Origin of the sequence: Pleomorphomonas sp. T1.2MG-36 (assembly GCF_950100655.1) — a bacterium.
Lineage (GTDB): Bacteria > Pseudomonadota > Alphaproteobacteria > Rhizobiales > Pleomorphomonadaceae > Pleomorphomonas.
The window spans coordinates 293,973-315,638 of record NZ_CATNLY010000023.1 but is presented as its reverse complement, the minus strand read 5'-3'; the positions used below and the strand labels follow the sequence as shown (position 1 = coordinate 315,638).

Here is a 21,666-nt window from a genome sequence, read left to right as displayed (position 1 = left end):
GAAGTGCCTAAAGCCTGATCGGCCTTGAAAGAACGACGGCCGACGACGGGCACAGCTCCCTGGCCTGCCGCGTGTCGAGAATGGCTTGCGGCGCCATCGCTCGTTCGGTGCGCTTGAAGCCGATCGCCTCGAAGAAGGCGGCCGCTGACGTGGTCATCAGCCACGCCGTCCGTGCTCCCTCGTCGAACGCGCGGCGGGCGAGCCGCGCCACGATGGCCTTGCCCGCGCCCTTGCCCCGCCACGCCGGCAGGATCACCAGCGAGCGAAGGAATGCTGCCTCGCCATAAAGTTCGTATCCGGCATAGCCGACGATCTCGCCGGATAACGTGCGATAGGCATGGAACCGCCGGCCTGGGTCGGAGAGATCGCCGGTCGGCAGGCCTTCGTCACGAAGTGCGGCGGCGAGCCCGGCGTCGGTGTCGGCAATCTCCTGATCGCGCAAGCAGATTTCGCCGTCGTCCTTGACGAAGTCTGCCAGTGGCTTCTCCGGCAACAGATCCAGCACCATGTCGGAGGGGCGGCACAGCTTGACTCCAAGCGGGCTCACCACGATCGGTCGGTTGATCAGGATGGGGTGCGCCACCATGGCGTCGAGCAAGTGGTCGTCGGTGAGCGCCGGATTGCCGAGCCCCAGTTCCTCATAGGGCGTGCCCTTTACCCTCAGCACGTCGCGCACCGCCATGCCCATGCGCCCAATCATCTCGGCCAGCAACTCCCGGCTCGGCGGGCACCTCTGGTAGTCGATCACATGCGGTTCGATGCCGGCGTGGCGGATCAGCGCCAGCGCGTTGCGCGAGGTACCGCAGGCGGGATTGTGGTAGATGACGACATCCATCAGGCCACCTTCTCATTGGGGAAGTAGCGTCCGCGGGTCCACAGTGCCACGTTGACGAGGCCGATCATCACCGGCACTTCGACCAGCGGCCCGATGACGGCGGCAAACGCCGCGCCGGAGTTGATGCCGTAGACGGCCACCGCCACGGCGATCGCCAGTTCGAAGTTGTTGCTGGCCGCCGTGAAGCACAGCGTGGTGCAGCGGCTGTAATCGGTGCCTGCCTTCAGCGACAGCACGAAGCTCAGCGCGAACATCACCACGAAGTAGATGAGCAAGGGGATGGCGATGCGGACCACGTCGCCGGGAATGGTGAGGATCAGCTCGCCCTTCAGCGAGAACATGACCACGATGGTGAAGAGAAGCGCGATGAGGGTGATCGGCCCGATCTTCGGCACGAAATGGCCGTGGTGCCAGTCCTTCGAGACGAAGCGCAGCATGATCACCCGCGTCATGACGCCGGCAATGGCTGGAATGCCGAGGTAGATGAACACGCTCTTGGCGATCTCGCCGATGGAAATGTCCACCTCCGAGCCCGTCAGGCCGAACACTGGCGGCAGCACGGTGATGAAGAACCACGCGAATACCGAATAGAACAGCACCTGGAAGATCGAGTTGAAGGCGACGAGGCCGGCGGCATACTCGGTCGACCCCTTGGCCAGCTCGTTCCACACCACCACCATGGCGATGCAGCGGGCAAGGCCGATCAGGATCAGGCCGACCATGTACTCGGGCTTGTCGGGCAGGAAGATGATGGCCAGCGCGAACATCAGCACCGGCCCGATCAGCCAGTTCTGCACGAGCGACAGCACCAGCACCTTGCCGTCGGCGAACACCTTCGGCAGGTCTTCGTAGCGTACCTTGGCGAACGGCGGATACATCATCAGGATCAGGCCGACGGCGATGGGAATGTTGGTGGTGCCCACCGTGCCCGCGTTGATCCCCGCCTCGACGGCGGGAAAGGCGTAGCCGATGGCAATGCCCACGGCCATGGCCGCGAAGATCCAGAGGGTGAGATAGCGGTCGAGAAAGGAAAGGCGGCTGGCAACCGAGGTCATTTATGCTCGCTTTCAGGAACTGGGGAGGTCTTGCAAGCGCTGGGCGCGCAGGTGCCGCCGCCATAGTCGAACCGGCGGCCGAGCTCCGGGTGGCCGGCACAGCAGTCATCGACGAGATAGTGCACGAGGTCGCGCACCGTCGGCACGAGGGCGCGATAGATGATCTGCCGACTGCGCCGCTCGGATGCCGCAAGGCCGGCACGCACCAGGATGGCAAGGTGGGTGGAGAGCGTGTTCTGCGGCACGCCCAGCTTTTCGGCGATGTCGCCAGCCGCCAGACCCTCGGGCTCATGGCGGATCAGTAGCTGGAACACATCAAGGCGCGTCTGTTGCGCCAGGGCGGAGAGGGCATCGAGGGCTTGGAGTTTTTCCATATATCGACGTTAGACGAAATATGGATATCAGGCAACATCCGGATAGCCGGCGCCCCAATATATCGATATTCGTCGAATTATCGAATATGACATTCAAGGACGGCTCGTGATGAGCGCATGTTGTTCCGAAGAAGCCCGCCCGGCAGCGTCCGGCTGCGATGAGGCGACATCCGGCGTCGCCTGCGGTTGCGGCAAGGCCGAACCGGTCCCTATCGTCGCGTCGCCGACCCGCCGGCTCATTGCCACGGCGCTCGCCGCCATCGTCTGGGTTGCTGTCTATCCCTGGCTCGAGACCCTTGCGGAGTGGATCGTCGCTCAACTGCCGATCGACAGGCAAAGCCACCTCGGCGACGCTCTGGCCTTCGTGCTCTACGACCTGCCCAAGGTCATGATGCTGCTCGTCGCCATCGTCTTCGCCACCGGCTTCTTGAGAAGCTACTTCTCGGTGGAGAATACCCGCCGCCTCTTGGCCGGCAAGCGCGAGGGGCTAGGCAACGTCGCCGCCGCCACGCTGGGCGTCGCCACGCCCTTCTGCTCCTGTTCGGCGGTGCCGCTGTTCCTCGGCTTCGTCTCGGCCGGCGTGCCGCTCGGCGTCACCTTCTCCTTCCTGATCGCCGCACCGATGGTCAACGAGGTAGCCCTCGGCCTGTTGTTCGCACTGGTCGGCTGGCAGGTGGCGCTCACCTATCTCGCCTTCGGGCTCACCATCGCCATCCTCTCCGGCCTGATCCTCGGCCAACTGCATCTTGAAGGCTGGCTGCAGCCCTGGGTGCGCGACGTGCGCATGGGCGTCGCGGTTCTGCCCGATCGCCGCCTCACGCTCGCCGACCGTCTGGAAGCGGGCTGGTCGTCGGTCCGGGAAATCGTCGCCAAGGTCTGGCTATGGGTGGCGCTCGGCATCGGCGTCGGCGCTCTGATCCACGGCTATGCGCCCACCGAACTGCTCGTCGCCATCATGGGCAAGGATGCCTGGTGGTCGGTACCGGCCGCCGTGGTGATCGGCATCCCCATGTATGCCGGCGCTTCCACCATCCTGCCGATCATCGAGGCGCTCATCGACAAGGGCGCGGCGCTCGGCACGGTGCTCGCCTTCATGATGGCGGTGATCGCCCTGTCGCTGCCGGAAATGATCATCCTGAAGAAGGTGCTCACTATGAAGCTGATCGCCGTCTTCGTCGGCATCGTCGGTCTCGGCATCCTGGCCGTCGGCTACCTGTTCAACCTGCTGTTCGCATGAAGGGCGCGACCATCAGCAGGGTTCTTCGCCCACCTGAACGCGATCCGGAGACAATCATGAAAGATATCAAGGTGCTCGGTTCCGGCTGCAAAACCTGCCAGCTCACTGCCGATCTTTTGAAGGCCGAGGCCGAAAAGCTCGGTGTGCCCGTCACGGTCGAGAAGATCACCGACTACGCCGTCATCGCCGGCTACGGCATCGCGGCGACGCCCGGCGTCGTGGTCGATGGCAGGGTGGTGCACGCCGGAGGGCTGCCGAAGGCGGCCGACGTCGACGGTTGGCTTCGAGCCTGAAACCTGTTCGACAAGCTCAGAGATGCCCGATCGCGTCGACGAGCAGCTTGGCGAAAACACTCCAGCCCTCGCCTGTCAGCCAGACGAGGGTAAAGGCGCCGACCATGCCGCCGATGGTTCCGGAGACGACGCCGATGACGACGGCGCGCCAGAACCCGCCCCAGACCCCCGGCGTGGAGGAGGGGGCCGTCTTGGCATTTCGCTTGGGCGATCGCTCCATGGATGGAGCGGCCACCGGACCGATGCGGTCCATGGGCCCAAGCGTCAGTCCGGGCTTTTTCCGAGTCTCGCCATCCAGGCTAGGCTCGGTCTTGCCGTATCCCGAGCCATCCTGATCCGGCAGATCGTCGGTCATGTCGAGGAGTGGGCCGAGATCCGGCTCGATGTCGCGCGCATGCTGGTTCATCGTGTGACCTTATCGTTTCCGGGGAGCTCGATACCCGGCGTTTGCGGCATTTCTGCGGGACCGCTTCCCAACCGTTGAATCGTCATCATGGTTGCGCGTCGTAGGGCAGCCTGCCGGACGGCCCGCACCGTACCGATGACCGGAAGGGCCTTCCCGGATGGGCGTGGCCCTGAAAAGACCGCCCAAGTCCGATGTTGGGTTCAGAAATAGAACGCACAATCCTGAAAACGTTTCGGATCGAACATTTATATCGTCACATAGGGAACTCTACTTCTTGATGAGCAGCCGCTCATGTGAAAGCTTTGGTGCGATCGAATACTTGGTGGCTCCGAAAATATGAAAGCAAAAATCTAAATATTCGGACGCGACCGGAAGCCGAGTCGGTTGGAAAACTCATGCAGCGTTGGAAACAGGCCGAAATCAAAATAACACGCATGCCTTCTAAATCGATTGAAGCGCAATAAAAGCTATACGGGCAAAGACGATGAGCGAACAAACCGCAGTGGACGATGTTGAGGCGGAGGTCGAAGAGGCGCCAGAGGATGAAATAATCGTCCTGGCTCAAAAGTGGAAGAAGAAGCGGGGCAGCCTCATCATGGCGCTGCACGAGCTTCAGGGGCGCCTGGGATATGTGCCGCGCGAGTCGGCCATGAAGCTCGGTCGCGAAATGGGCATTCCGCTGGCCAACATCTACGAGGTGTTGACCTTCTATAATTACTTCAAGCTGGAAAGCCCCGGCAAATACATCATTTCCGTCTGTACCGGCACGGCCTGCCACATCAAGGGTTCACCGAAACTCCTGCATGGCGTCGAGGACGAACTCGGCATCAAGGAGGGCGAAAGCACACCGGACGGCGAGTATCACCTTCAGGGCGTGCGCTGTCTCGGTTGCTGCGGCCTTGCGCCTCTCGCCTCCGTTAACGGCAAGGTCTACGGCAAGCAGGACGTAACCGACGCCCACGGGTTGCTCGAACACGTCACGCAGGATCGGCCGATGCACGTTGCCGCCGAGTCTTCCGACGCCGAGTAGGCCGCCGAAATCGAACAATTCCAGACACAAGTGGGACCGTTATGAAGCCGGAAGAGCTTGAAGTGAAAGCCGCCGCCGAGCTTGCCAAACAGCAAGCAATGGACGTGCGCCTGGTCTGCTGCTCGAGCACGGGCTGTCAGTCGTCCGGTGCGGCGGATATCGTCGCGCGTATCAAGACCGATATTTCCGAAAGAGGCCTGGACGCCAAAGTTCAGGTTGGCGGCACGGGCTGCATGGGCCTGTGCAGCAAGGGGCCGTTGGTGCGCATGACCTGCAAGGGGCACGAGGATGTGCTGTTCAGCGAGATGACGCCCGCTCTCGCAACGTGCCTCATCGAGGAGGTCGTCGCTCCGGTCGCCAATGGTGCCGAGGTCCATGATCCCGTCGGCCCGCTGGGTGCGCACGTCGTCGATCTGCACGCCGCCTTCTTCGCCATGCAGGAGCGCGTGGTCCTCTCCAACAATGGGCATGCCGACCCGGAGAAGCTCGCCGATTATCTCGTGCATGGCGGCTACCAGGGCCTTCGACGGGCCCTGACCATGTCTGCCGAGGAGATCTGCCAGGAAGTGCTGGCCTCCGGCCTGCGCGGTCGCGGTGGCGCCGGCTATCCGACAGGCCTCAAGTGGGACTTTGCCCGCCGCATGCAGTCGGACGTCAAGTACGTCATCTGCAACGGCGACGAGGGCGACCCTGGCGCCTTCATGGACCGCTCGGTGCTGGAAGGCGACCCACACGCCGTCCTCGAAGGCATGATGATCGCCGCCCGCGCCATGAACGCCACCAATGGCGTGTTCTATATCCGGGCGGAATATCCGCTGGCCGTCGATCGCATCGAGAAGGCCATCCGGCAGGCCCGTCAGGCCGGTCTGGTCGGTCGCAACATCCTGAACTCGGGCTGGAGCTTCGACTTCGACGTCCGCCTCGGCGCCGGCGCCTTCGTCTGCGGCGAGGAGACCGCTCTCATCGCTTCGGTGGAAGGCAAGCGCGGCACGCCGCGTCCGCGCCCGCCGTTCCCCTCCGTCAAGGGCCTCTGGGACAAGCCGACCTGCGTCAACAACGTCGAGACGCTCGCCAACGTGCCGCGCATCCTGCTCAAGGGGGCGGCGTGGTTTGCCGCCAAGGGAACCGAGAAGTCGAAGGGCACCAAGGTTTTCGCACTGACCGGCAAGATCGCCCACAACGGCCTCGTCGAGGTGCCGATGGGCACTACCATTCGCGACATCGTAGAGACGATCGGCGGCGGCACCGGCACCGATCGCAGGGTCAAGGCCGTGCAGACCGGTGGGCCCTCCGGCGGCATGATCCCGGAGAGCCAGTTCGATACGCCGATCTCCTACGAGCACCTGCAGCAGCTCGGCTCGATGATGGGGTCGGGTGGTCTCATCGTCATCGACGATCACGACAGCGTCGTCGAACTCGCCCGCTTCTACCTCGACTTCTGCGTCGATGAGTCCTGCGGCAAGTGCGCGCCCTGCCGCATCGGCGGAACGCAGATGCTGCATCTGCTCGACAAGATCGTCGCCGGCGACGGCACCGAGAAGGATATCTCGAACATCAGGAAGATCGCCCAGGCCATGCAGAAGGGGTCGCTCTGTGCGCTCGGACAGACCGCGCCGAACCCGGTGCTGTCGGCGCTCAAGCACTTCCCGTCGGAATTCACCGAGCGTCTCAAGCAGCCCGCGGCCGCGGAAGCCTGACGTCCCGAGATCGAAAAGTGGTCGAAATGACAGATATGATCAACGCAACGATTAATGGCGTGCCTGTCGCGGTCGCCCCGGGAACCACCATCCTGGATGCGGCCCGCAAGGTTCACGTGAAAATTCCGACGCTCTGCAAGCATCCTGACCTTGAGGCGACCGGTGCCTGCGGCATTTGCATCGTCAAGGTGAAGAACACCGGCAAGATGCTGCGCTCGTGCTGTACCCCCCTCGACGAGGGAATGGACATCCTGACCGAGACGCCGGAAATCGTCGATGTGAGGCGCGGCGTGTTGGAGTTGACGCTGTCGCGTCATCCCAACGAGTGTCTCACCTGCCTTCGCAATCAGAACTGCGAACTGCAGGCCCTCGCGGCCGACTTCGGCATGGCCGCCTCCGAGCTGCCGAACATCGTGCCCGACCTGCCGCTCGACACCTCAACCCGGAGCATCGTGCTCGATCCGCGCAAGTGCATCTTGTGCGGCCGCTGCATCACCGTCTGCCAGCAGCACCAGAACGTCTGGGCGCTGAGCTTCCTCAATCGCGGCTTCAAGACGCGCATCGCGGCGGCAGGCGACATTCCGCTGGCCGACTCGCCCTGTGTGCGTTGCGGTCAGTGCTCGGCCCATTGCCCGACAGGCGCCATCGTCGAATACGACGAGACGGTCGTCGTCTGGAACAAGCTGCAGGATCCGGAGACCTACTGCGTGGTGCAGATCGCGCCGGCCGTTCGTGTCGCGGTCGGCGAGGCCTTTGGCTTCCCGATCGGCGCCAACCTGACCGGCAAGATCTACGCTTCGCTGCGCCGGATGGGGTTCAAGGCGGTGTTCGACACCAACTTCGGCGCCGACCTGACGATCATGGAGGAGGCCTCCGAGTTCAAGAACCGCCTGCTTGAGGGAACGGGTGCGCTGCCGCTGATCACCAGTTGCTGCCCCGGCTGGGTCGATTTCATGGAGAAGTTCCATGGCGACATGATCGACCATTTCTCTAGCTGCAAGTCGCCGCACGAAATGGTCGGCGCTCTCTCGAAAACCTACTACGCCGAGAAGATGGGTGTCGACCCGGCGAGGATCTTCGTGGTGTCGGTCATGCCCTGCACGGCCAAGAAGTCCGAGATCATCCGCTCCAAGGAGATGAGTTCCTCGGGCTATCAGGACGTCGACGTGTCGCTGACCACGCGCGAGTTCGCCCGCATGATCAAGCAGTCGGGCATCGACTTCGTGACCATTCCCGAAGAGCAGCCCGATCACATGCTGGGCGCCTACACCGGCGCCGGCACCATCTTCGGCGCCACCGGCGGCGTCATGGAGGCGGCGCTTCGCACGGCCCATTACTACGTCACCGGGCATGATGCGCCGCGCGTCGACTTCGAGATGACGCGCGGTCTCGAAGGCGTCAAAGAAGGCAAGCTCAACGTGGCCGGCAAGGAGATCCGCGTCGCGGTGGCCCACGGCCTCGCCAACGTCGAGCAGGTGATCGAAAAGGTGCGGGCCGCCCGCGAGGCCGGCGAGGAGCTGCCCTATCACTTCATCGAGGTGATGGCTTGCGCCGGTGGCTGCGTCGGCGGTGGCGGACAGCCCTATGGCGCCACCAACGAACTGCGCACCAAACGGGCCGCCGGGCTGTATCAGGAGGATCAGGCCGGGCTGTGGCGGTGTTCGCACCACAATCCCTACATCAAGGAGCTCTACGCCGAGTTCCTTGGCGAGATCGGCGGCCACAAGGCCCACGATCTTCTTCACACCGGCTATCAGGTTCTGCCGGAGTACAAACGCTAGGTTGGGTGCCCAAGCTTGCATCGACTGCCGCGCCACAAGGGACTGGCGCGGCAGTCTTCTGTTTTTCGTCTATCTCTCTTTGCCCGAAAAGATAACGGCAATCCGCTTGCCGGCTTCGGGTTTCGCGATCACGCCGGCAAGGCCGGCCGTGCCGGTCGCCGAAGCCGCGATATCGGTGTGCATGCGGCCGGCCCTGTGCGCCGCCGCGACCTGCGTCTCGTCGACCACCACGGTCGATCCGCCGCTTGCCCGCAAGCCCTCGGCGATCGCCCACCAGTCATAGGTCTCGTCGTCGAGGATGCCGTGCGCCAGGCTGGCCGGGGTCGTTTCCCATGGCCACATGAACCTGGATCGCGTCTTCGCCGCCACCGCGAGGTCGATGCCCCCAAGGCGCTCCCAGGCGCGGGCCAGAGGCGCGCATCCAGCCGTCTGGACGGCGATCAGCCTGGGAAGCGAGGACAGCAGCCCGTTCGCGCGGGCGAGCGCCAAGCCCTGCGCCAGCGCGCTGGCCAAAGCGCCACCGCCCACCTGGACGAACAGCGCATCCGGCACCGTGCCGATCCGATGGAACTCTTCCGCCATTTCGAAGGCCAGCGTGCGGCCGCCCTCGATCGCCAGCCCGTTGTCGGTTCCCTGCACGCCGAAGGGGATGGCGCCGGCGGCCACCGCCTCGCGGAAGCGCAGATAGCAGGGATCCCCGGTCTCGCCGGGGCGTCGCTCGCAGATGGTGATCTGGGCGCCGAGCTCCCCGAGCCTCGTCCTCACGGACGCATCGGCGTCGGGGGGGATGAACACGTCGAGCGGCCAGTCGGCGGCCCGCGCCACGACGGCGGCGGCGAGCGCTGCGTTGCCGCAAGAGGCGATCGCCAGACGCCTGGACCTGAGGGTCTCGCCGGCCGGCAGCCTGGCTGCTTCCAGAACGCGCAGATAGAGCATGACGCCCATCAGGTGGCGCGCCTTGTGGGAGCCCGAGACGTTGCCGGTCTCGTCTTTAACGAAGAGCGGTCCCAAAAGGCCTATGGCCTCCGCGAGAGCAGGCCGTTCGGCCATCGGCGTGACGCGGAAGCCGTGTCCGTCGACGGCCGTCAGCGCGTGGTCGAGCTGGCCGACAAGATCGATCCAGGCCGTGTCGGGCAGGCCCGCTTCCCGCGCCAGCCGATAGGGCGACAGCCAGGCGCGGTAGCGCAGGAACGGGTCGGTTTCGCTGCCGATCGAGGGCGACACCGCCTCGCTGTCGACCACGAGAACGTGGTCGATGTCATCGCCGCCGACACGGTCGTTCGGGCAGCGAAACGCCAGCTGAAGGCCGGCGTCGACCTTGGCGCCACAGCCGTGGCAACGAAACCCGACCATGGCCTAGAGGCCCAGCGTCTTGGCGACGCCGCTCTTGGCGTTGACGTCGGCGATCATCTCGTCCCAGGCGGGCACGAGATCGAGCAGACCGTCCCAGTAGGACTGCTTCGCGCGGGCCTTGAACTCCTCGATGGAGACGCCTTGCTGCTCCACCCAGGTGAAGTAGCCGAGGTTGAACACGCGCTTGCGGTCGACATAGGTCATTTCAAGAAGGTCGCTGGTCGACGCGGCGGCCAGCGAGCGGCCCCAGGTTTCACCGGCGGCGACCGCGTCGAAGCGGTTGCCGAAGTCGCGCTTGACCACCTTGTCGATCTCGCTGCCATACATGGCGGCGCCGTCGGTGGCCAGCGTGACGATGACATCGTCCGGCCCCATGTCGTAATACTTGGCGGTTTTGATCGCCGCGAGCATGTTGCAGATCGACGACAGGCCGAGATTGCTGAGGTCGGCGACCAGCTTCGGGTCGATGCCGCGCCGCTCGATCAGATAGTTGCGGCCAACCTCGGTGTTGAACAGCACGATCAGCCTGTCGGTGTCGCTGTCGCTGACGCCGGCCACCATGTCGGTGTTCATGACGTTGTGGATGTAGGGCACGTGCTTGTCGCCGATGCCCTGGATGTTGTGCTCGCCGAAGCCGTTCTCCAGGAGCGTCGGGCACTCGGTCGCCTCGACGACGACGATCTTGGTGCCGTGATGCTCTTTGAGGTGGTCGCCGGCCGCCAGCGTACCGCTCGACCCGGACGCCGACACGAAGGCCGCCAGCTTCGAGCCCGGACGATCCTTGGTGAGGGCCTTGAACAGCGTCTCCAGCGCCGCGCCGGTGCAGGTGCGATGGACGAGATAGTTACCGAACTCGCAGAACTGGTTGAAGATGATGTTGTCGGCGTCGCTGTCGAGGCGGGCGCACTCGTCGTAGATTTCCTTGACGTTGCTCTCCGAGCCCGGCGTCTTTATGACGTCGGAGCTGTCCACCACCCACTTGTCGAGCCAGTCGAAGCGCTCGCGGCTCATGTTCTCGGGCAGCACGGCCACGCCATGGCAGCCGAGAATGCGCGAGATGGCGACGCCGCCGCGGCAGTAGTTGCCGGTGGACGGCCAGACTGCCTTGTGATGGCTCGGGTCGAACTGTCCGGTGACGAGACGCGGCACCAGACAGCCATAGGCGGCGAGCACCTTGTGGGCGCGGATCATCGGGAAGCGGTTGCCCAGCGCCAGCACGATGCGCGCCTTGACGCCGGTAAGCTCGCTCGGGAGCTCGACGTGGACGGGCACGTCGGTCAGCCCGCTGCGGGCCGCGTCGTTGAACCAGTGGACACGGAAGAGGTTGAGCGGATCGGCGACATCGGGGTCGACGCCGGCGAGACGCGCGCGGATTCCGTCGGGAATGGCCGCCGGGTTGGCAAGCTGTCCCAGCGTGGGCAGCAGGACGCCCTCCTGTCCGAGACGGGCGATGGTCCGGTCCAGAACCTGAGTATCGACGACATTCCGCTCCAAACCTAACCGCGCCATGTTCTGTGTCCCCTTGCTCGTTCTTGATGGCCGACTGCGCGCTTTGGCAGTGCCGAGCCACGTGTTCCGTCTGCCGATGGCAATGCCCTCGGCAAACCATGCCTGTCACGGTCCACAATGGCGCAGTTCCGCAAGCGGCGACATGATATGCCGCAAGCCCTGTTCCTCACGGAAAGCGCAGAAATTAGGAGGCCGGCCGTCGCGACACGAACATGGAATAGGCTGGAAGCTCAGCGCGCGCAACGGCCTACGCTGTGTCCCGTATGGGAGCCGCCGGACGGAAAAGCGAGTGCAGATGCCATCCGTTTGTCTTCAGGCACCGACAAGCAGTTGCCGAGCTCAGGGCAGGGTGCTAATTGCCATTGATGCATCAAGAGTCGGGGAGACGCCCGACACCAACCTGCTCCCGGGCAAGGTGGTGCTCCTCGCAAGAGGGGGATGTGGCCGACCGGCAACCAACGGGACATCAGCCACGCGCGTCGCTCCGCTTCATCGGGAAGAGAGGACGTTGACGTGACCAGTTCCGCCCAGCAGTTCGCAAGCGACAACTACGCCGGCATATGCCCCGAGGCCTGGGCCGAGATGGAGCGCGCCAATGGCGGGTCGGCCATCGCCTATGGCGACGACGAATGGACCGAACGCGCCGCCGACGCCTTCAGGCGCCTGTTCGAAAAGGACTGCGAGGTCTTTTTCGTGTTCAACGGCACGGCGGCCAACTCGCTGGCGCTCTCGGCCCTCTGCCAGTCGTACCACAGCGTCATCTGCGCTTCGTCGGCGCACGTGGAAACCGACGAGTGCGGGGCTCCCGAGTTCTTCTCCAACGGATCGAAGCTGCTCGTTGCGCCGCCTACGGCGACCAAGCTGACGCCGGCCATCATCAGGGCCATGGCCACCAGCCGTTCCGACATTCACTTCCCCAAGCCCAGGGTGGTGACCATCACCCAGCCGACCGAGACCGGCCTCGTCTACAGCATCGAAGAGGTGCGGGCCATTGCGGCGGCTTGCCGGGAACTGGGGCTCAAGCTGCACGTGGACGGCGCTCGCTTCGCCCATGCCTGCGCGGCGCTCGGTTGCTCGCCGGCCGATCTCTCCTGGAAAGCGGGCGTTGACGTGCTCTGCTTCGGCGGCACCAAGAACGGCATGGCGGTCGGCGAAGCGGTCATCTTCTTCGACAAGGCTCTGGCAGAAGACTTCGACTATCGCTGCAAACAGGCCGGGCAACTGGCGTCGAAAATGCGGTTCCTGTCGGCTCCGTGGGTCGGCATGCTGGAAAGCGGCGCCTGGCTTCGCAACGCCCAGCACGGCAATGCCTGCGCGGCGCGCCTGGCGGCGGCCATCGCCGCTGAGCCCGGCATCCAGTTTCTCTTTCCCGTGGAGGCCAACTCGGTGTTCCTGAGCGCTCCCGAGGCCGTGCTGAACGAGCTGCGCACGAGAGGTTGGCGTTTTTACACCTTCATCGGCGGCGGCGCCCGCTTCATGTTCGCCTGGGATGCCGATCCGGCGCGGGTCGACGAACTGGCGGCCGATATTCGATCCGCCACAGCCGCCGGTTAAGGCTTGGTCCTCCTCGCTGCGCGGACGCGGCTCTCAACTCCGCAGGCCGTTCAGCACCTCGGCGAGAACGGCGGCGCAGTCGGACCGGGACATGCCTTCGGACACGGCCAGCGCGGCGCGATCGAAGGTGGCGCCGAGCAGCGTCACGAGGGCTGCGATCGGCAGCGGCCGGATTGCCCCGGCGGCAAGCGCCGCCTCGATCCCCTCGCGCAGCGTCCGTCCGGCGTGCTCGGCATCGATCGCCGCCGCATCCGCCGGCCCCAGCACCGCTGGCGCCTCGATCAGCAGCAACCGCGACCGGCCCGGCTCGGCCATGGCGTCGAGATAGGCCTCGCCGCCCGTCACGAGATCGGCCACCGGGTCATGGCCTCCTGGAGCCGAGCGCTCGACAGCGTCCGCCACGGCTCGACTCTCGGCAACCACGACGGCGCGGAACAAGGCCCGCTTGTCGGCAAAGTGATGATAGAGCGCCCCGCGTGTCATCCCGGCCGCCGCGACGAGGTCGGGCGTGCCTGTTTCCGCGTAGCCTCGATCCACGAACAATTGCCGTGCAACGGCGATCAGGGTGGCCGTGGTGCCTTCGCTCCGCTCTCTGTTCGTACGCCGCTCTTGCATACATGCAGCCTGTATGTTATTTCAATTTACATACAGACTGTATGTCTGTTCCAACTTGGAGGCAACCCATGCACACGACCAGCGTCTATCCAGTCCTGATGACCGATCGCGTTGCGGCGACGACCGCCTTCTATCAGGATCATTTCGGATTCCAGCCGATGTTCTCGGCCGACTGGTACGTCCATCTCCAGTCGGCGACCGACCCATCCGTCAATCTCGCCATTCTCGACGGCAACCATGCAACGATTCCGGAGGTTGGTCGGGGGCGCGTTTCCGGGATGATCCTCAACTTCGAGGTAGAGGACGTCGATGCGGAGCATGCCCGACTTGCCGCAGCCGGCCTGCCGGTTCTGCTGCCGCTGCGCGATGAGGATTTCGGGCAGCGTCACTTCATTACGGCCGATCCGAATGGCGTCCTGATCGACATCATCACGCCGATCCCGCCCAAGGGCGAGTTCGCCGCCCTCTATCAGCCGGATGCGCTGCCGGGCTGATCGTCCGTGACCGATGCCCGATCATCCCACTCGACACCGGTCGTCGGCAAGCGAAGCCGGCGACGGGTGGTCTGATCAGCCAGCCAGGCGCGCCAGCGTGGATTCTACGTCATCCAGCAGGGTCATCCAGGTGTCATCGTCATCGACGCCGACGATGCGCAACAGGAACAGCCCCTCGACCGCCAGGAAGGCGACGCGGGCCGCCTGTTTGTCCGGCGTTCCGGCTCCAAGCCGCTCGAACATGGCGTGGTACCACTCTCGAACTTCCCGCAGGTTTTCGGGGTTCCGCATGTAGGCGATCATCAGCCCGGCCATTTTGGCATTCATCGCCTCTTGCGAGGCGCGCATCGCCTGGATGTAGCGGCGAACGAACGCCACCGCCGTGGTCGGTTCATCCTCCTTCAGCATCTCATCGAACTGATTGGTCCAACGATCGATCAGCGCACGAACCAGGTCGTCCTTGGATGCGAAGGAGTATTGCACGCCGCCTTTGGACACGCCGGCCGACCGCGCCAACGCCTCGATCGTCAGCCCCTTCGCGCCGTCGCTGCGGACGATATCCTCGGCAATGTCGAGCAAGAGATTGCGGGTGATCGTCGGTTTCCTGCCCATGTGCTTCAACCAAGTTTGATGGACATATGATTGAAATCCATACGTATGTATTTATATGAGGACGCGCAATGCGTCATTTGGGTTTGTCATGTCCTTTATCCCTGTCTTTCCGAAGCGTTGGCTCGTTCTGATCGCCGTCATTCTGGCCTTTCTGCCAGTCGTGCTCGACATGACCATCCTGCACGTCGCGATTCCGACCCTGACCCAGGCACTCGGTGCCACAAGCACCGAGGTGCTCTGGATCATCGATATCTATCCCTTGCTGATGGCGGGCTTGCTGGTTCCCATGGGAACGCTCGCCGATCGGATCGGCAATCGACGGATTCTGCTCGTCGGCCTCGCCGTTTTCGGTTTTGCCTCCGGTCTGGCCGCCTTCGCCCAAAGTGCGACGATGCTGATCGGCGCGCGCATGCTGCTGGCCCTTGGCGGGTCCATGATCATGCCCTGCGTTCTGGGCATCGTTCGCAAGACGTTCGAGGACGAGGGCGAACGGGCAATGGCGCTCGGCCTCTGGAGCATGGTGGGCGCGGCCGGCGCGGCGGTCGGCCCGCTGGTCGGCGGTGCCTTGCTGGAACGCTTCTGGTGGGGCTCGGTCTTTCTCATCAACGTGCCGGTCATGCTGGCCATCGTGCCGGCGTGCTATCTGTTGCTGCCGCGCACCGAGACGACCATTCCCGGCAAGTGGGCCATCGGCCAGGCGATCCTGCTCATCGTGGGCATGATTTCGGTCGTCTATGCCGTCAAGGCCGGCTTCGGCGCCAAGCAGCCGCTTGCCGTTGCCGCGCTTGTTCTCGCCTTCGGCCTGGTCATGCTGATGCTGTTTGTCAGGCAGCAGCTTCGGTCGAGCGATCCGATGCTCGATCTGTCACTATTTTCGCACCCGGCAATCCTGGCCGGCATCGTCATGGCCGTTCTGGCGACGGGCGCGCTTGCCGGTGTCGAGCTGACGCTGGCGCAAGAGCTGCAATACGTGCTCGGCAAGACGCCGCTTCAGGCCGGAATGTTCATGATTCCGATCATGGCGGCGTCGGCGGTCGGCGGACCGGTGGCCGGCTACATGTCGAACCTGCTCGGCCTGCGCCTTCTCGCGAGCCTGTCGCTGGTCGTCGCTGCCGTAGCCCTTGGCTGTCTTGCCTGGAGCGATTTCGGCCGCCCCGGCGTGGTCGTCCCCGCGATGCTGGCCGTTCTGGGCCTGACGCTCAGCACGGGGCTGACGGCGTCGTCCATCGCGATCATGGGGTCGGTCGAGGCCAGCAAGGGCGGGGCGGCCGGCTCGCTCGAAGCAACCGGTTATGAGCTCGGCACCGGCATCGGAATAACGCTGTTCGGCGTCTTCATGTCCAGCGTCTATGGACACACTATGAAGGTGCCGCCGGGGCTGGCGCAACCGCTTGCCGACCAGGCTGCGCGTTCGATCGGCGATACCTATCTGGTGGCCGGTCAGCTTGCAGAAGAGCACGGCGCGGCGCTGATCGAGGCCGGCAAGGCGGCCTTTTCCGCGACCCATTCGGTCTTGCTGTCCACCGCCTCAGGCCTGATCGGGATGCTGGGCGTGGTCGTCTTCTTCATGCTGAAGACCTATCGGAACAAGGGCGGTACGCATCGATAGGGGGCGGTGCCCTCCCGTCCCATGACGGCTCAAGGTGTGGCTTGCCGTGGGCTGCGCTCGATGTGGCGCACCCCATCCTCTCCCGCCACGACGAGGTCGGTGGCCATGCCGATGAACAAGCCGTGCCCGACGAGCCCGGCCCGCGCGTCGAGCGTGCCGGCCAGGGCCTGCGGATCGTCGATCGGGCCGAAGCGGCTGTCGAGAATGATGTTGCCCTGGTCGGTGCGGAAGAGATCGCCCTGACCGGGTCGCGGCACGACCGTCGCGCCAAGGTTTTCAAGGAAGCGCACCTGCGACCGCCAACCGAACGCGAGCGTCTCCACCGGCAGCGGCCAGTGTGTGCCGAGCCGGGGCGACAGCTTCTCCGCATCCACGACGATGACCACCCGGTGGCTGGACTGGGCCACGATCTTCTCGCGCAACAAGGCGCCGCCACCGCCCTTGATGAGATTCACCTCGGGATCCACCTCATCGGCGCCGTCTATGGTGATGTCGATCTCGCGTGGAATGTCGTCCGTCAACATGGGGAGTCCGAGCGCCCGAGCGGCAGCGTCGGTGGCGCGCGACGTCGCGACGGCCACGATGTCCCGGAGATCGCCCGCCTTGAGGCGAGCGCCGATCTTGCGAGTGGCAAAGATTGCCGTCGACCCCGTGCCGAGACCGACCACCATGCCGGGCAGCACTAGCGAGGCCGCGTACTCCCCGGCCTGCTGTTTGAAATGCGCTTCGGGATCGGCAGGAGTGGATGTCATCGGGATCTCCGCGCCTTGTCGCAACGCTGTCTTGGTTTGCCGGTCTGAGTCTCGTCCGGGAAACGAGGGAAAGCCGGATGCGCAGAAAATACAAGGTCGGCGAAGCCACCATTTTGTCCGGTGCCTGCGGAAAGGGGCGTGCCCTGGGGTGACGCCGCAGCCCGGCCCGCATCCTCACGTGACGCGCAACGGGCGGTACCGCTCTCGGTCGATCGATGTCTTTACCCGGTTCCATATGGACGCCTCCGCATCCTTCGGATGGGTGTCGTCTCACCCCGAAACTACGGGTTGTTGCGCATCATTTCGGACCCTTGGAGAGCCTATTGACACCTCCCCGAACGGAGGCGTAACACACATGTGTTTTTCGAAGCACATATGTGCATAGGGAGGACCTAGAATGATCACGAGAAGAGCTGTCCTCGTTGGAGGAGCCGGCATGCTGGCTCTGGGATCGGCAGGACGGGCGGCTTTCGGCGCTGAGTCCGGCAAGAAGTTCGAGATCGTCATGTGCGCCAAGCAGGAGGGCATCTCCTGGTTCGATGACATGCGTAAGGGCGTCGAGCAGTTCGCCGCCGACTTCGGCGTCAACGCCTACCAGATCGCGCCGGAGACCGGCGATCCGGCCAAGCAGGCCCAGATGGTCGAAAGCCTGATCGCCAAGCACGTCGACGCCATTCTGGTCGTGCCCAACGATCCCCAGTCGATCAAGCCGATCCTGGAAAAGGCGCGCAAGGCCGGCATCATCGTCATCAGTCACGAGGCCCAAAGCCTCGCCGGCGTCTCCAACTACGACGTGGAAGCGTTCAAGAACGAGGACTTCGGCGCCCTGATGTTCGAGAACCTCGCCAAGGCCATGGGCGGAGAAGGCAAGTATGCCGGCATCGTCGGCGCCCTGACCATGGAAACCCACATGCAGTGGTTCAAGGCGGGCTTCGAACACGCCAAGAAGAACTACCCCAAGCTCGAGTTCGTGCTGTCCGAACCGCTCGAGGACAACAACGACGAGAAGACCGCGCTCGACAAGGTCAACGAGACGCTCAAGAAGTATCCCGACCTGAAGGGCTTCTTCGGCTGCTCCGTCTCCGGTTCGTCGATGGCCGCCCTCGCGGTCGAGAAGCTGCGCCGCAAGGATATCAAGGTGGTCGGACTTGGCCTGCCGAGCATCAATGGCGTCTACCTCGAGGAAGGCTACCAGGCCGAAGCCCAGTGCTGGCGCCCCGCCGACGCCGGCTATGCAGCTGCCCACGTCGCCTACAAGGCGCTCAAGGGCGAAGCGATCGAGGCTGGTATCGACCTCAAGCGGCCCGGCTACGAGAAGGTGACCATCGAGAACGGCGTCATCTACGGCAACGCGACCCTGGTTCTGACCAAGGAAAACTATCAGGAATACGCGTTCTGATTTAGAGCAATTCCAGCAAAAGTGGGAACCGGTTTTGCGTCCGGAGTTGCGTAAAAACAAATAGATAGAGCACGTTGGCGAACCAAGGTTCGCCGGATGCGCTCTAGGTCTCGAACCTGACCAGACGGTTGGTCGCCGACTTGCGTCCTCGTGACAAAACGAGCCAGCAAGGTTCTCGCATCGAACGCCGCGCCTCGTCTCCGACTTCCGGGGGCGAGGCTCGTCCGAAGGTGCTTGGACCGAAAATGCGGGGGCGTTTCGGAAGATCCGGCTTTCAGCGGCAGGGCTCCGGAAAATCGATACGAAACATACCGGTGTCCGGCAACTGGCGCGCTCCGAATGGACGGGCCGTGCCGGACCGATGATGGTCGCGGGCCGGGCATTCCGGGCGTAGCTTGGCCTGTTCGGATTCGTTGGAGAGAACCAGACAATGGAACTGCTACGTCTTGAGGGGCTGAGCAAGCGCTACATCGGCACCCAGGCTCTCGATGCCGTGGATATGACCATCGAGGCCGGACAGGTCCTGTGCCTGGCAGGCGCCAACGGTTCGGGCAAGTCGACATTGATGAAATGCATCGCCGGTGGCGAGGCCCCGGACAGCGGCCGGATCATCTGGCAGGGACAGGCGTTCGAGAGACTGACGCCGGCGCAGTCCATGGCGCTCGGCATCGAGATCATCTACCAGGACCTGTCCATCTTCCCCGACCTGACCGTGGCGGAGAACATCGCCTTCCACGTCGTGCAATCCCGGCGTCGCGGCTGGGTGGACTGGAGCGAGGTGGACCGGATCGCTGCGAAAGCGCTGTACGAGCTCGGCGCCGACCTTCCCTTGCGCGCCCGGCTGGGCGATCTGCCGATCGGTGCACGGCAGACGGCGGCCATTGCCCGCGCCCTCACGCAGGATTGCCGCCTTCTGGTCATGGACGAGCCGACGACCGCGCTGCCAAGCCGGGATGTCGCCCAACTGCTGAACATGGTTCGTCGCCTCAAGAGCAAGGGCATGGCGATCATCTTCATCAGCCACAAGCTCGATGAGTTGTTCGAGATCGCCGATCGCTTCTACGTGCTGCGAGACGGTCGGAAAATCGGTGAATATGCCCCCGCCGACCTGACCACCACCAAACTCAGCTATCTGATGACCGGCATCGAGTTCAAGGGTGAGAAGGCGCCGCAGGAGTACCATCGGGCCGGCGAGCCCCTGCTCGTCGTCGAGGGGTTGTGCCGCCGCGATCAGTACCACGACGTGTCGTTTTCGTTGCGGCCGGGCGAAATCGTCGGCTTTGCCGGCTTGACCGGGGCGGGGCGTACCGAGATCGCCCTGACGCTGTTTGGCCTGAACCCGGCGGACGCCGGCAAGATAACCCTGGCCGGACGCCAGCTCAGCCCCCAATCCCCCCGCGAGGCGATCCGCAACGGCGTCGTCCTGGTGTCGGAGGATCGGCACAGCCAGGGTCTGTTCGCCCGCAAGCCCATCATGACGAACATCGCATCCTCGACATTCGAGGTCAGCAAGGGGAGGTTCGGCCTGCTGTCGCGCACGGTCGAGCGCACCATTGGCGACACCTGGATCCGCAAGGTCCGGGTGAAGACGCCATCCGGCGAGGAGCCCGTTCAGAGTCTCTCGGGCGGCAACCAGCAAAAGGTGGTGCTGGCGAAGTGGCTCGCCACCGATCCCAAGATCCTGATCCTCGACAACCCGACCGTTGGCATCGACGTCGGCTCGAAGATGGAGATCCACGACATCGTTCGCCAACTGGCTCGCCAGGGGCGCGGCGTCATCATGATCTCCGACGACCTCGAAGAGCTCGTCATGAGCTGCAACAGGGTTTTCATGATGCAGGCCGGAACGCTGGCCACCGAATTCTCCGGCGAGACGCTGACCGTCGAGATGCTGTCCAGCGGCCTTCGCCAGGCAAGCTGAGGCCTCTCGGGCTGGGCGCCGAAGCACAAGAAAAGACAAGAGAACCAACAAGGTGTGAACATGAAGCCGCACGGTAACGATAAGACAGTCGAGGCGGGCGAGCCGAACAGAACCGGGCTGCTGGCCCGTCTCCTGGGCCGGGAGGACGGGCGTCAGGGAGGGTTGTCCCTGCTCGCCTTCCTCATTGTCGTCTACGTCATCATGGTTGCCTTGCGGTCGCCCGACTTCCTGTCGCTCGCTTCCCTGTTCGACCTGATCCGCAGCGGTGCGGCCTGGACGGTGGTCGCGCTCGGCGTGCTGGTCGTCATGGTCTCCGGCGGCATCGACGTGTCGTTCCTGGCCAACGCCATCCTGTCCGCCTACGTCGCGACCGTGATCACCAAATGGACCGGCCTCGACAGCCTCGCCTTTGCCCTACTGGTGGCGATGACGCTCGGGGCGCTGGTTGGAGCCGTCAACGGGTTGATCATCTCGTTGTTCTCCCTGCCGACGCTGATCACCACGCTGGCCATGCAGGGCGTCATCCAGGGCGTTCTGATGGTCTTCCTCGGCGCCGGCCCGATCACCGCCGGCCGCATGCCGGTGTCCCTGCGCTACTTCGGCACCGACGTTCTGTTCGAGTTTCCCGATGGGCCGGGCTTCGTCGGACTGTCGGTGTTCGTCGTACCGCTGGTTCTTGCCGTCGTCTCCACCTGGTACCTGCTGAACCGGACCGCCATCGGTCGCGCCACCTACGCGATCGGCTCCAACCGGCTGGCCGCGCTGCGCTGCGGCGTCAATCTGCTGAAGGTCAACCTCGTCATCTACGCCTATGCCGGAGCGCTCGCCGGGCTGATGGGCGTGATGATGGTCTCCGACATTCGTCTGGTCGATCCGGTCACGCTGGTTGGCAACGAGTTGCTCGTTCTCGCGGCGGTGGTTATCGGTGGCGCCAAGCTCAGTGGTGGCGCCGGGTCGGTTTCCGGTGTGCTGCTCGGCATGACGCTGGTCACCCTTCTCAACAACACGCTGGTCACCATCGGTCTTTCGGCGTCGTGGAACCGGTTCTTCATCGGCTGTGCGCTGGTGCTCATCGCGTCCATCTCGCACTACCGGGCGAAGAAGCGCAATCTTCGCCAGATCAACTTCGAAAACATTTAG

Annotated in this window: 19 protein-coding genes, 2 pseudogenes and 1 riboswitch; of the genes and pseudogenes, 11 read left to right on the top strand and 10 right to left on the bottom strand. The window is 64.1% G+C overall.

All coding sequences use genetic code 11. The annotated features are described in order from the left end of the window. Positions 1-7 precede the first annotated feature (7 nt). The 4 genes and pseudogenes from arsN2 to QQZ18_RS12925 form a co-directional block, all read right to left on the bottom strand. Positions 8-400: pseudogene (arsN2, locus tag QQZ18_RS23715) on the bottom strand (arsenic resistance N-acetyltransferase ArsN2); the annotation flags it as partial. 48 nt (positions 401-448) lie between these two features. Then, positions 449-835, bottom strand: a pseudogene (gene arsC / locus QQZ18_RS23710) (arsenate reductase (glutaredoxin)); the annotation flags it as partial. Continuing rightward, positions 835-1,890: an ACR3 family arsenite efflux transporter gene (gene arsB, locus QQZ18_RS12930; protein WP_284541335.1), complete on the bottom strand. Its 1,056-nt coding sequence runs from the start codon at positions 1,888-1,890 to the stop codon at positions 835-837. The gene arsB and the pseudogene arsC, both read right to left, overlap by 1 nt. Further along, positions 1,887-2,264 (bottom strand): ArsR/SmtB family transcription factor, encoded by a 378-nt coding sequence (locus tag QQZ18_RS12925; protein ID WP_284541334.1) that lies wholly within the window; start codon positions 2,262-2,264, stop codon positions 1,887-1,889. Before QQZ18_RS12925 ends, arsB begins: the two co-directional genes overlap by 4 nt. A gap of 109 nt (positions 2,265-2,373) precedes the next feature. Here QQZ18_RS12925 and QQZ18_RS12920 point away from each other — a divergent pair, with 109 nt between their 5' ends. After that, positions 2,374-3,501, top strand: coding sequence for a permease (locus QQZ18_RS12920; protein WP_284541333.1), 1,128 nt, complete (start codon positions 2,374-2,376; stop codon positions 3,499-3,501). 56 nt (positions 3,502-3,557) lie between these two features. Further along, complete coding sequence (locus QQZ18_RS12915; RefSeq protein WP_284541332.1) at positions 3,558-3,794, top strand: thioredoxin family protein; 237 nt, start codon at positions 3,558-3,560, stop codon at positions 3,792-3,794. Between the two features lie 16 nt (positions 3,795-3,810). Here QQZ18_RS12915 and QQZ18_RS12910 read toward each other — a convergent pair whose 3' ends face one another. Next, complete coding sequence (locus QQZ18_RS12910) at positions 3,811-4,200, bottom strand: hypothetical protein (protein WP_284541331.1); 390 nt, start codon at positions 4,198-4,200, stop codon at positions 3,811-3,813. Positions 4,201-4,684: 484 nt separating this feature from the next. On the opposite strand from QQZ18_RS12910, the gene QQZ18_RS12905 reads away from it, so the two are divergent. The 3 genes from QQZ18_RS12905 to QQZ18_RS12895 all read left to right on the top strand — a co-directional run bounded on the left by QQZ18_RS12905 (position 4,685) and on the right by QQZ18_RS12895 (position 8,708). Continuing rightward, the gene (locus QQZ18_RS12905; protein WP_284541330.1) at positions 4,685-5,230 is read left to right on the top strand and encodes an NADH-quinone oxidoreductase subunit NuoE family protein; all 546 of its coding nucleotides are present in this window, start codon (positions 4,685-4,687) and stop codon (positions 5,228-5,230) included. 62 nt (positions 5,231-5,292) lie between these two features. After that, positions 5,293-6,927 (top strand): NuoF family protein, encoded by a 1,635-nt coding sequence (locus QQZ18_RS12900; protein WP_284541329.1) that lies wholly within the window; start codon positions 5,293-5,295, stop codon positions 6,925-6,927. Between the two features lie 26 nt (positions 6,928-6,953). Next, positions 6,954-8,708: an NADH-dependent [FeFe] hydrogenase, group A6 gene (locus tag QQZ18_RS12895; protein WP_284541328.1), complete on the top strand. Its 1,755-nt coding sequence runs from the start codon at positions 6,954-6,956 to the stop codon at positions 8,706-8,708. Between the two features lie 69 nt (positions 8,709-8,777). Here the strand turns inward: QQZ18_RS12895 and QQZ18_RS12890 are convergent, their stop codons facing one another. Both QQZ18_RS12890 and QQZ18_RS12885 read right to left on the bottom strand, forming a co-directional pair. Continuing rightward, a complete protein-coding gene (locus QQZ18_RS12890) occupies positions 8,778-10,061 on the bottom strand; it encodes a PLP-dependent lyase/thiolase (RefSeq protein ID WP_284541327.1) in 1,284 nt (427 codons plus the stop codon). Positions 10,062-10,064: 3 nt separating this feature from the next. Then, the gene (locus QQZ18_RS12885; protein ID WP_284541326.1) at positions 10,065-11,570 is read right to left on the bottom strand and encodes a pyridoxal-phosphate dependent enzyme; all 1,506 of its coding nucleotides are present in this window, start codon (positions 11,568-11,570) and stop codon (positions 10,065-10,067) included. 362 nt (positions 11,571-11,932) lie between these two features. Continuing rightward, a riboswitch (SAM-I-IV-variant riboswitch) is annotated at positions 11,933-12,039 on the top strand. 44 nt (positions 12,040-12,083) lie between these two features. Between QQZ18_RS12885 and QQZ18_RS12880 the strand changes: the two genes are divergently transcribed. Continuing rightward, positions 12,084-13,124: a threonine aldolase family protein gene (locus tag QQZ18_RS12880; RefSeq protein ID WP_284541325.1), complete on the top strand. Its 1,041-nt coding sequence runs from the start codon at positions 12,084-12,086 to the stop codon at positions 13,122-13,124. Positions 13,125-13,157: 33 nt separating this feature from the next. Here QQZ18_RS12880 and QQZ18_RS12875 read toward each other — a convergent pair whose 3' ends face one another. Then, on the bottom strand, positions 13,158-13,739 hold the full coding sequence (locus QQZ18_RS12875; protein WP_284541324.1) for a TetR/AcrR family transcriptional regulator: 582 nt from the start codon (positions 13,737-13,739) through the stop codon (positions 13,158-13,160). Between the two features lie 68 nt (positions 13,740-13,807). Between QQZ18_RS12875 and QQZ18_RS12870 the strand changes: the two genes are divergently transcribed. Continuing rightward, positions 13,808-14,233, top strand: a complete 426-nt coding sequence (locus tag QQZ18_RS12870; protein ID WP_284541323.1) for a VOC family protein — start codon at positions 13,808-13,810, stop codon at positions 14,231-14,233. A gap of 75 nt (positions 14,234-14,308) precedes the next feature. Here QQZ18_RS12870 and QQZ18_RS12865 read toward each other — a convergent pair whose 3' ends face one another. Beyond that, on the bottom strand, positions 14,309-14,845 hold the full coding sequence (locus QQZ18_RS12865) for a TetR/AcrR family transcriptional regulator (protein WP_284541322.1): 537 nt from the start codon (positions 14,843-14,845) through the stop codon (positions 14,309-14,311). An 88-nt stretch (positions 14,846-14,933) separates the two neighbouring features. Here QQZ18_RS12865 and QQZ18_RS12860 point away from each other — a divergent pair, with 88 nt between their 5' ends. Next, positions 14,934-16,454 carry an MFS transporter gene (locus QQZ18_RS12860; RefSeq protein WP_284541321.1) on the top strand — a complete coding sequence of 507 codons (1,521 nt, stop codon included), beginning with the start codon at positions 14,934-14,936 and terminating at the stop codon, positions 16,452-16,454. Positions 16,455-16,483: 29 nt separating this feature from the next. Here QQZ18_RS12860 and rpiA read toward each other — a convergent pair whose 3' ends face one another. Then, complete coding sequence (gene rpiA / locus QQZ18_RS12855; RefSeq protein WP_284541320.1) at positions 16,484-17,206, bottom strand: ribose-5-phosphate isomerase RpiA; 723 nt, start codon at positions 17,204-17,206, stop codon at positions 16,484-16,486. Positions 17,207-17,642: 436 nt separating this feature from the next. Here rpiA and QQZ18_RS12850 point away from each other — a divergent pair, with 436 nt between their 5' ends. The 3 genes from QQZ18_RS12850 (at position 17,643) to QQZ18_RS12840 (ending at position 21,666) form a co-directional block, all read left to right on the top strand. Next, positions 17,643-18,605 carry an autoinducer 2 ABC transporter substrate-binding protein gene (locus QQZ18_RS12850; RefSeq protein WP_284541319.1) on the top strand — a complete coding sequence of 321 codons (963 nt, stop codon included), beginning with the start codon at positions 17,643-17,645 and terminating at the stop codon, positions 18,603-18,605. A gap of 430 nt (positions 18,606-19,035) precedes the next feature. Continuing rightward, positions 19,036-20,526 (top strand): sugar ABC transporter ATP-binding protein, encoded by a 1,491-nt coding sequence (locus QQZ18_RS12845; protein WP_284541318.1) that lies wholly within the window; start codon positions 19,036-19,038, stop codon positions 20,524-20,526. A gap of 60 nt (positions 20,527-20,586) precedes the next feature. After that, positions 20,587-21,666 (top strand): ABC transporter permease, encoded by a 1,080-nt coding sequence (locus QQZ18_RS12840; protein ID WP_284541317.1) that lies wholly within the window; start codon positions 20,587-20,589, stop codon positions 21,664-21,666.

What these genes read in the sequence shown, in the direction of transcription:
- QQZ18_RS12920 (WP_284541333.1), top strand. Translation starts at nt 2,374, where the DNA reads ATGAGCGCATGTTGTTCCGAAGAAGCCCGCCCGGCAGCGTCCGGCTGC.
- QQZ18_RS12895 (WP_284541328.1), top strand. Translation starts at nt 6,954, where the DNA reads ATGACAGATATGATCAACGCAACGATTAATGGCGTGCCTGTCGCGGTC.
- QQZ18_RS12890 (WP_284541327.1), bottom strand. Translation starts at nt 10,061, where the DNA reads ATGGTCGGGTTTCGTTGCCACGGCTGTGGCGCCAAGGTCGACGCCGGC.
- QQZ18_RS12910 (WP_284541331.1), bottom strand. Translation starts at nt 4,200, where the DNA reads ATGAACCAGCATGCGCGCGACATCGAGCCGGATCTCGGCCCACTCCTC.
- QQZ18_RS12875 (WP_284541324.1), bottom strand. Translation starts at nt 13,739, where the DNA reads ATGCAAGAGCGGCGTACGAACAGAGAGCGGAGCGAAGGCACCACGGCC.
- QQZ18_RS12905 (WP_284541330.1), top strand. Translation starts at nt 4,685, where the DNA reads ATGAGCGAACAAACCGCAGTGGACGATGTTGAGGCGGAGGTCGAAGAG.
- QQZ18_RS12915 (WP_284541332.1), top strand. Translation starts at nt 3,558, where the DNA reads ATGAAAGATATCAAGGTGCTCGGTTCCGGCTGCAAAACCTGCCAGCTC.
- QQZ18_RS12925 (WP_284541334.1), bottom strand. Translation starts at nt 2,264, where the DNA reads ATGGAAAAACTCCAAGCCCTCGATGCCCTCTCCGCCCTGGCGCAACAG.
- QQZ18_RS12860 (WP_284541321.1), top strand. Translation starts at nt 14,934, where the DNA reads ATGTCCTTTATCCCTGTCTTTCCGAAGCGTTGGCTCGTTCTGATCGCC.
- QQZ18_RS12885 (WP_284541326.1), bottom strand. Translation starts at nt 11,570, where the DNA reads ATGGCGCGGTTAGGTTTGGAGCGGAATGTCGTCGATACTCAGGTTCTG.
- QQZ18_RS12850 (WP_284541319.1), top strand. Translation starts at nt 17,643, where the DNA reads ATGCTGGCTCTGGGATCGGCAGGACGGGCGGCTTTCGGCGCTGAGTCC.
- QQZ18_RS12870 (WP_284541323.1), top strand. Translation starts at nt 13,808, where the DNA reads ATGCACACGACCAGCGTCTATCCAGTCCTGATGACCGATCGCGTTGCG.
- rpiA (WP_284541320.1), bottom strand. Translation starts at nt 17,206, where the DNA reads ATGACATCCACTCCTGCCGATCCCGAAGCGCATTTCAAACAGCAGGCC.
- QQZ18_RS12865 (WP_284541322.1), bottom strand. Translation starts at nt 14,845, where the DNA reads ATGGGCAGGAAACCGACGATCACCCGCAATCTCTTGCTCGACATTGCC.
- arsB (WP_284541335.1), bottom strand. Translation starts at nt 1,890, where the DNA reads ATGACCTCGGTTGCCAGCCGCCTTTCCTTTCTCGACCGCTATCTCACC.
- QQZ18_RS12845 (WP_284541318.1), top strand. Translation starts at nt 19,036, where the DNA reads ATGGAACTGCTACGTCTTGAGGGGCTGAGCAAGCGCTACATCGGCACC.
- QQZ18_RS12840 (WP_284541317.1), top strand. Translation starts at nt 20,587, where the DNA reads ATGAAGCCGCACGGTAACGATAAGACAGTCGAGGCGGGCGAGCCGAAC.